This window comes from Planktothrix sp. (genome assembly GCF_046067725.1).
Lineage (GTDB): Bacteria > Cyanobacteriota > Cyanobacteriia > Cyanobacteriales > Microcoleaceae > Planktothrix.
Map to the genome: position 1 here is coordinate 1 of NZ_JBJUDF010000117.1, position 8,301 is coordinate 8,301.

Annotated in this window: 8 protein-coding genes and 1 pseudogene; 2 read left to right on the plus strand and 7 right to left on the minus strand. The window is 38.4% G+C overall.

Annotated features, from left to right (window positions below):
• Positions 1-1,775, plus strand: a 1,775-nt coding sequence (locus ACKPEB_RS06680) for a transglycosylase domain-containing protein (protein WP_408964073.1), incomplete at its 5' end; no start/stop codon positions are given.
• 62 nt (positions 1,776-1,837) lie between these two features.
• Here ACKPEB_RS06680 and ACKPEB_RS06685 read toward each other — a convergent pair.
• Positions 1,838-2,473 carry a Uma2 family endonuclease gene (locus ACKPEB_RS06685; RefSeq protein ID WP_408964074.1) on the minus strand — a complete coding sequence of 212 codons (636 nt, stop codon included), beginning with the start codon at positions 2,471-2,473 and terminating at the stop codon, positions 1,838-1,840.
• A gap of 155 nt (positions 2,474-2,628) precedes the next feature.
• Here ACKPEB_RS06685 and ACKPEB_RS06690 point away from each other — a divergent pair, with 155 nt between their 5' ends.
• Positions 2,629-4,563, plus strand: coding sequence for a protein kinase domain-containing protein (locus tag ACKPEB_RS06690; protein ID WP_408964075.1), 1,935 nt, complete (start codon positions 2,629-2,631; stop codon positions 4,561-4,563).
• Positions 4,564-4,648: 85 nt separating this feature from the next.
• Here the strand turns inward: ACKPEB_RS06690 and ACKPEB_RS06695 are convergent, their stop codons facing one another.
• From ACKPEB_RS06695 to ACKPEB_RS06720, 6 genes and pseudogenes are all read right to left on the minus strand, one after another.
• On the minus strand, positions 4,649-4,981 hold the full coding sequence (locus ACKPEB_RS06695; protein WP_408964076.1) for a DUF86 domain-containing protein: 333 nt from the start codon (positions 4,979-4,981) through the stop codon (positions 4,649-4,651).
• Complete coding sequence (locus ACKPEB_RS06700) at positions 4,978-5,268, minus strand: nucleotidyltransferase family protein (protein WP_408964077.1); 291 nt, start codon at positions 5,266-5,268, stop codon at positions 4,978-4,980. The genes ACKPEB_RS06695 and ACKPEB_RS06700 overlap by 4 nt, the downstream gene beginning before the upstream one ends.
• Before the next feature lie 362 nt (positions 5,269-5,630).
• Complete coding sequence (locus ACKPEB_RS06705; RefSeq protein ID WP_408964079.1) at positions 5,631-5,885, minus strand: hypothetical protein; 255 nt, start codon at positions 5,883-5,885, stop codon at positions 5,631-5,633.
• Between the two features lie 18 nt (positions 5,886-5,903).
• Positions 5,904-6,086, minus strand: a pseudogene (locus ACKPEB_RS06710) (HNH endonuclease); the annotation flags it as partial.
• Positions 6,083-6,319 carry a hypothetical protein gene (locus ACKPEB_RS06715; protein ID WP_072722229.1) on the minus strand — a complete coding sequence of 79 codons (237 nt, stop codon included), beginning with the start codon at positions 6,317-6,319 and terminating at the stop codon, positions 6,083-6,085. The pseudogene ACKPEB_RS06710 and the gene ACKPEB_RS06715, both read right to left, overlap by 4 nt.
• A 25-nt stretch (positions 6,320-6,344) precedes the next feature.
• A partial coding sequence (locus ACKPEB_RS06720; RefSeq protein WP_408964078.1) for an Ig-like domain-containing protein occupies positions 6,345-8,301 on the minus strand: 1,957 nt, incomplete at its 5' end.

Here is an 8,301-nt window from a genome sequence, read left to right on the forward strand (position 1 = left end):
GATTTTGTGGCATGAGTGCTGCGGTGGGGATGGTGGTACTCTTTGAGTGGCAGAAATTTGAGGTTGATCCCCTACCAGAAACCGTCACCGGGCCAGTGATTATTCATGCGGCGGATGGTCGTCCCCTGCGGGAAGCAAATACGGTTGCCCATTTAGAAACAAATCGGTTAGCGGATTTTGGCCCTTATTTACCGAAAGCGGTAATTGCTTCGGAGGATAGTCGGTTTTACTGGCATTTGGGCATTGATCCCTTGGGAACCTTACGGGCTTTATTAACGAATGTCCGAGGCGGAGAAATTCGAGAAGGGGGAAGTACCTTATCTCAACAATTAGCTCGGAGTTTATACCGGGATTATGTGGGTACAGAAGATTCAGCCGGACGCAAATTTAGAGAAGCGGTGGTGGCTTTGAAGTTAGAAGCGGTTTATGGGAAAAATAAGCTGTTGAAAACTTATTTGAATCGGGTTTATTTGGGGATTAATTTATATGGATTTGAAGATGCGGCGCGATTTTATTTTAATAAATCAGCTAAAGATTTAACCTTATCAGAAGCCACAACCTTAGTGGGAATTTTACCCGCTCCTAATAGTTTTAATCCGATTCAAAATTATCAGTTAGCAGTAGAATACCGCGATCGCGTGATTAGCCGAATGTTAGAAATGGGGATGGTGAGTGAAGCGGAAGCTGATCGAGCTCGTCGTTCTCGAATTGAAATTAATCCTAAAGCTCAGGAATTTTTAGAAAGTACCATTTCTCCTTATTTTTATGATTATGTTTTTGTGGAATTGGAAAAATTATTAGGGGTACAACTCGCCCGTGAAGGCAATTTTATTGTTGAAACGGCGTTAGATATTCCCATGCAAACCATTGCAGAAGCTGCTCTCAAACGTTCGATTCAAACCACAGGGACAACTAATGGATTTTCTCAAGGCGGTTTAGTAACTTTAGATTCTAATACCGGAGAAATTTTAGCAATGGCGGGAGGTGCAGATTATAAAGAAAGTCAATTTAATCGTGTGACCCAAGCGCAACGTCAACCCGGATCAACGTTTAAATTATTTAGCTATTTAGCGGCTTTAATACAAGGAATTCCCCCCGGTCAAACCTATTCCTGTGAACCCTTCACTTGGCAAGGACAAAGTTATCAAGGGTGTGAACGCAGTGGCGGTGATGTTGATATGTATCGAGGGTTAGCTTTATCAGAAAATATTATTGCTTTAAGAGTTGCTCAAGATGTCGGATTAGATCGGGTAATTGACATTGCAAAACGTTTAGGAATTGACTCGAAACTTGATCCGGTTCCCGGTTTAGTTCTCGGTCAAAGTGAAGTGAATCTATTAGAATTAACGGGTGCTTATAGTACCGTTGCTAATGAGGGTTTACATCATTCTCCACACGGTATTCGTCGGATTTTAGATAGTAGTGATTGTACGGATATTAATGATATTAATACCTGTCGGGTGATTTATGCTTATGATCGAGAAAATCCAACGGTTCCTTCGGTTTTATCTCCTGCTATTGCAGAAACTATGACGACATTATTACAAGGAGTAATTCGTCGGGGAACGGGTCAAAGTGCCTATATTGGGTTAGGAGAAGCGGGTAAAACGGGAACAACAAATGATTATGTTGATTTGTGGTTTGTGGGTTATCTTCCTGATTCTAAATTAACAACGGGAATCTGGTTAGGAAATGATGATAATTCTCCGACTAATGGAACCAGTGGAAATGCGGCGCAATTATGGCGAGATTATATGAGTCAAATTGCGCGATAATGGTTGAGGGAATTACGAATTACAAATTATGAAGGGGGAATAGAGGATATTTATACAGAAAATCATGATTCCCCTAATTCAAAAATTTGTGCAGCCGTTAAATTTAATTCAGGGAATATAGCAGATTGTATGGGGTCATTTTCTCGAAATAAATTCACCATATATTCACCCTCGATCATTTGATAAACTGAAATAGTTGGTTGTTTAGGATTGCCAATATAACGGCGACCTCCTAACCCTAAATAATCAACAATCCAATATTCTTGAATTCCTAATTTTTCATATTCTGATAATTTTAATAAATAATCATCTTGCCAATTCGTACTCACAACTTCAACGACTAACGGTAATGTTTCCCCTTGAGTAATCGTTGAACTTTTTTTCCACATAGGTTCTTGTTTTAATGAATTTTTATTAATAATCGTCAGATCAGGATTAAAACCAGATTGATCAGAATCAATCGGTTTAATAATACACTGTCTCGCGATAAAGTAGGGAAGTCCCAGGGATTCTATTTGAACTCCTAGTTTAAGGGTAAGAAAACTAGCAATTTGTTCATGAGTTCCTGTAGGCTGCATTTCTTTAACGACTCCTCTATGTAATTCATAACGCCCAGAACCATCAGGAACCCAGTCCAGAAATTCCTCTAAGGTCATTAATTGAGCTTCCGATTCTGATTCTAATAAAGTTTGTGTCATAGTGGTTAATAGTTTTAATCAAAAATTATATACAGATAATAGTATAACAATTAAACTTAAATATCAGCGATTGCTCCCTAGAAACCGGGTTTCTTCAAGAAACCCGGTTTCTGTTAGACTAAAATAAACTTAGGCTGGTTTGAGTTAAATCATCTATGAGTTATTGCCTAAATCCCCAATGTCCTCAACCCCAAAACACTCCAGAGGCTAAATTCTGTTTAACCTGTGGGGTAAAATTGTTATTAAGAGAACGGTATCGTGCTGTTCAAGTCATTGGTCATGGCGGGTTCGGTAAAACATTTTTAGCCGTAGATGAAGATAAACCCTCCCGTCCTCCTTGCGTGATTAAACAATTTCTCCCACAAATGCAGGGAAATTCTCAAAAAGCTATTGAATTATTTCATCGAGAAGCCGAACGATTAGATGAGTTAGGAAAACATCCCCAAATTCCTGAATTATTAGCCCATTTTGCACAGGATAATCATCAATATTTAGTTCAAGAATTTATTAACGGCCCTAATTTAGAAGAAGAATTGTTGCGTCAGGGAGTGTTTAAAGAAACGCAAATTCGTCAAGTTTTAAATGATTTATTACCCGTTTTACAATTTATTCATCATCATCGGGTCATTCATCGAGATATTAAACCTGCTAATATTATTCTTCGAGAAAATTCTCAACGTCAAGGTCAGTTAGTTTTAGTGGATTTTGGGGCAGCAAAAGTCGTTACGGATAGTCAAGTTCCTCTGATGGGAACTGTAATTGGGAGTCCCGAATATGTCGCCCCCGAACAAACGAGAGGACAAGCGATTTATGCCAGTGATATTTATAGTTTAGGGGTGACTTGTATTTATTTAATGACCCATATTTCCCCCTTTGATTTATATGATATTCATGAAGATCGTTGGATTTGGCGAGATTATTTAAAAAATCATCCTGTTACTCCAGAATTAGGAAAAATATTAGATAAAATGTTAGCGGTTTTACCCAGTCAACGTTATGATTCTGCATTAAAAGTCTTAAAAGATTTACATCCGGGTGGCATACCTGCTGCGATCGCTCGTCATTTACAATCTCCTCCTTCACCCCCTCCCCCGCCAACGCTGAGAACCCCCATCTCATCGCCTCCCCAGACCTTACCCCCCCGCACCATCCAACAACCAACCCCGCCACAACAACAGCGTGTTCAACCGTTGCGATCGCCGTCTTGGAGGTGTGTTCATACCCTAACAGGTCATCGCAGCGCCATCACCGGAGTTGCCTTTAGTCCCGATGGTGAGACGTTAGCGAGTGGAAGTCAGGATCAGACGATTGAAATTTGGCGTTTGGAGTCGGGTAAACGGTGGTATACCTTGGTTGGTCATAGTAACTGGATCACGACCATCGCCTTTAGTCCTGATAGCAAGACTTTGGCGAGTGGAAGTCGAGATCAAACTATTGAAATTTGGGATATGACCAAAGGTAAAAGGTGGTATACCCTCACGGGTCATCAAGACGGGGTGGAAGCGGTGGCGTTTAGTCCTAATGGTTTATTCTTAGCAAGTGGAAGTCGGGATAAAACGATTGAAATTTGGAATATGACGAAGGGAAAACGTGCCTTTACCTTAACAGGTCATCAAGATCGTGTGTATAGTGTAGCGTTTAGTTCTGATAGTCAATTCTTAGCAAGTGGAAGTCGAGATCAAACGGTCAAAATTTGGGATTTAAACTTAGCAAAAGAAATCCAAACTTTAAACAGTCATGGGAACTGGGTACGAAGTGTAACGTTTAGTTCAACGGGTGAATTGTTGGCTTCAGCGAGTCGCAATGGTATGATTAAAATTTGGCAACATGAACAAGAACAATGGCGTTTTTTAAGAACGTTAAGAGCCGATGATCAAGAGATTTTTAATCTTGTTTTTAGTCCTGATGGTAAATTTTTAATGAGTGGAGATACTAAGGGGATATTAGATATTTGGGATGTACAAAAAGGAATATTATTAGAAACCATTAAAGCCCATGATAGTGATATTTTTACAGTGGCGTTTAGCCCTGATGGTCAATGGTTAGCAACAGGAAGTTATGACCGCACCATAAAATTGTGGAAACAATAAATTTCCTCAACACCGTAGAGTGCGTAAGCACAGCGCACGCACTATCTTACTCAAATTAATATTAATACAAAAAATAATGTTAATTTTATAGGGTTCGTAAAATCCTTTCGATCTGAGTTTTTAATTCAGGTAAATTTTGTTCAATAACAGACCAAACAATTTCTGTATCTACTTCAAAATAATTATGAACTAATATGTTTCTCATTCCAATCATCTGTGACCAAGGGATTTCAGGATGTTGTTCTCTAAAATCTGCTGAAAGTGCGCGGGATGCTTCACCCATAATTTGTAAGTTTTGTACAAACCAAGTCTGAATTAGTTCATCTTCTTCAAAATTCGTTTTACCTTGAATCGCATATTTTTCAATACGAGTAATCGCTTCTAAAATATCCTTTAATTTTTCAAAATCATTTCTCATAAAGAAATTGCCTCTGTTAATACTTGTTCACGAATTCGTTTTTTTAAACCTTTTTCTGTAACAACATCAACTGGACACCCTAATAAATTTTGTAAGTCCATCAGAAGTCCACCTAAATCTAAAAGGCTTCTTCCAGGTTCAAGATCAACTAAAAAATCGACATCACTATTAGAATCTGCTTCATTTCTAGCCACAGATCCAAAAATTCGGATATTATAGGCTCCATATTGAGCCGCAATCGTTAAAATTTCTTGACGATAACTTTTTATAAGGTCATCAAGTTTCATAAGCCTATTAGGGATTAATGAGTTAAAAATAGTATAATTTATTTTATCATAAATTTGATAACTTTTCAAAATTATACTGTTTTAAATAGGAGCGATCGCCCCCCATCGAAGTAGGGTGCGTAAGCACAGCGCACGCACCATCTTATATTACTTAAATTAATATTAATAGAATATGTGATCGCAAATACAATAAGATTAAAACAATTAATTGGTAGATGTTGGGGTGTAGCGAGGGAGGATGCTCGCACTGCTTTAAGTCATAAAATCATAATTGCTATATCTCAATGTTGATCATATTGGTGTACTTCTTGTGTGGTATAGACTTGTTCTCAAGTGACTGTAGAGCAGTCGGACAAATCTGCTTAATCAAGCTGCCGGGGATCTTCTGAGGGAGGATGCCAGCCAGCCTGAACCCATAGCGTCCGGGCTTCTTGGATAGAACGTTCTCCTCTATAGCGTTCGTCGTTGAGGTCAAGACGCTCACAAGTGGCTCGACCGATAGGAGTTGTGCCGACAATCTTCGTACCCTCTGCATTCCAGATGAAGTGGTCAGACCAGTGCTGTTGACGAGGATTAAATAAAGGCAGAATTGCTGATGTTTCCACATCCCGACCCACAATGAAGTTATAACGACGCTGGTTACATCGGCTACAAGCTAAAGCCAGGTTATCAGAATTGTCAGAGCCGCCTAGAGAGCGCGGCTGGATGTGATCGATGGTGAAACGAGAGGTGCTGATTTTCTCAGGAGAGTGGCAATATTCGCACAGGTAGCCTGCACGTTTCCGCACGAGTTGCCTTGTCAATTCATTAATAGTCATTGCTCGGCAACTAAGAGAGAATTGAGGTAGGTAAAGATGCGGTCAAGTTCCCCGATGGCGTTGAGTTCTGCCTCTTCTTCTAGGGTTAGTGAACCTGTCTTGTTTTTTTCTAGCAAATCTTCGAGGTTAGATTGTAACTCGTCGGTAAATTTGAAGAGTCGAAGGCTATCAACCTTCTCAACTTTAATGCCTGTTTCCAGTAAGGACTGTGGGCTAATCATTACTTGGATCATAATTTTGCTGCTCCAGTACAAAGCACTAGCTTAACTTTAGCAAATTCTGATAATCCTCATATCTGCTTACAAAAAAAGCAGATTCAGGAAGCCAGATTCCTAGTTCACCTTCTTTTATTTGCAAACACACTCTTTTGTGTTCTAAACTACAAATTGCTAGGATTTTACCTTTTACTTCTTCATTATTGATCGTTGCAACAGTAGCTTTTCCAAGAATGTCTCCATTAATCGAACCTTTAGAAATTATCTTAACTGTTTCCAGTTCTGAGAACGATTCAGTTTGATTATTGGTTGGGTTTGGTGATGGGGTTGATGTCGGTGTCGGTGTTGGACTTGGGGTCGGACGTGGAGTTGGACTCGGTGTTGGACGTGATATTTGTTCGGGGTTAGGATTATTTGATGTAATATAAACATCTGGCTTTTGAGTCACCCGAACAATTTTAATTTCAGCTAAATCGCTAATATTCTCTGGGATAGCTGTAGCATAAATTTCATAACTTCCATTAGAGGATGCTGATGGAACAAAATCACCATTCTGATTAATTGTTCCCCCTGTTGCTTCCCATTTAATATAATTAGGTTTGATAAAATCTCCCTGTTGATCAAATCCAGTAACTTTAAATTGAAAATGTTGATTAGATTTAATTTCAACTTGTTCTGGCTGAATTCTTAACTTTCTTAAAACAGGAACAACCTGGACATTAACAGAATCACTAATTAGAGCAAAATTAATACAAGAGTTCCCCACCCAATTTAATAAACGAATAGTTCTTTTAATCGCTTGTTTAATCAACCAAGCTTGAAAAGCGATTTCAAAATCAGATAGTTCTAAAGACGAATTTTGCTCAGAAGCGGTGGAGATATTATCAGTTGTTTCAGATTCTTCTTGAATCTCTGTTTCCGCAGAATTAGACGATAATAAATTTTGAATTTTACTACTCAGAGAAAATAACCTTTGTGCCCAGTAAATACTCCGAGATATCAATTTCATATAAATGCCAAAAGCTAATATCTTTGAGCGAATATCATAGGGAGATAATGCAGCAACTTTAGCTGTTACTTGATATGACCCTTTATCGTTATTCTTGGCTGTAAATTTTCCATTCTGATCAATTCTTCCCCCTTTTTCTTCCCAGACAATATTTCCTGTTTCAATCTCATTTCCATATTGATCAAACCCAACGATATTAAAAGTTATACTTTCATTCGGTTTAAGAGAAATATTCCGATTAGGATTAATCTGAATTCGTCTTAAAACAGGTAATATATGAACAGTTGCACTAACTTGAAGTAACCCTACTTTGGCGGTTACAGTAACTTGTTCTTGTTCATAACCTCCTTTGAAAACTCCCTCTCGGTTAATTCGACCTCCGGCGGTACATTTCCATTCAATATTATTCACCCACATCCAATTTCCAATCTGATCTAAACCCATAACTTGAAACGTGATCGGTTCATTAGGTTCAGCAGAAATAGTCTGCGGTGAAATAATCAGATCAGTTAAAATAGAAGGAACAATAATTTCAGCCGTTGCGCTAATTGTTTGACCGGGTATTGAAGCAGTAACAGTGAATTGTCCTTTACTATTATTCCCAACAATATAAATTCCATTGTTGTTAATTTTGCCCCCAGTTGCAGTCCAATTGACATTTTTAATTGAAATAGGATTTCCTCTTTGATCGAAACCCTCAACTGTAAATTCATGGCTTTGACCCGGATACATTTCTATCAATGATGGAGATATTTTTAAAGAAGTTAATCTTGGACGTTCAATAACTTCAACTTGGACAGATTGACTAATGGTTTCAACTGTTGCGGTAATAGTAACTGTTGTTTCAAAGCGACCCGCAATAAATCTTCCATTATTAGGAAGTTGTATATTATCAGCCGTCCAAGTAACTTGTCCAATGGAAAAAGGTTGATTATATTGATCAAAGCCTTCCGCACTAAATTGTTGAGTATCACCACAATATAAAGTTGTG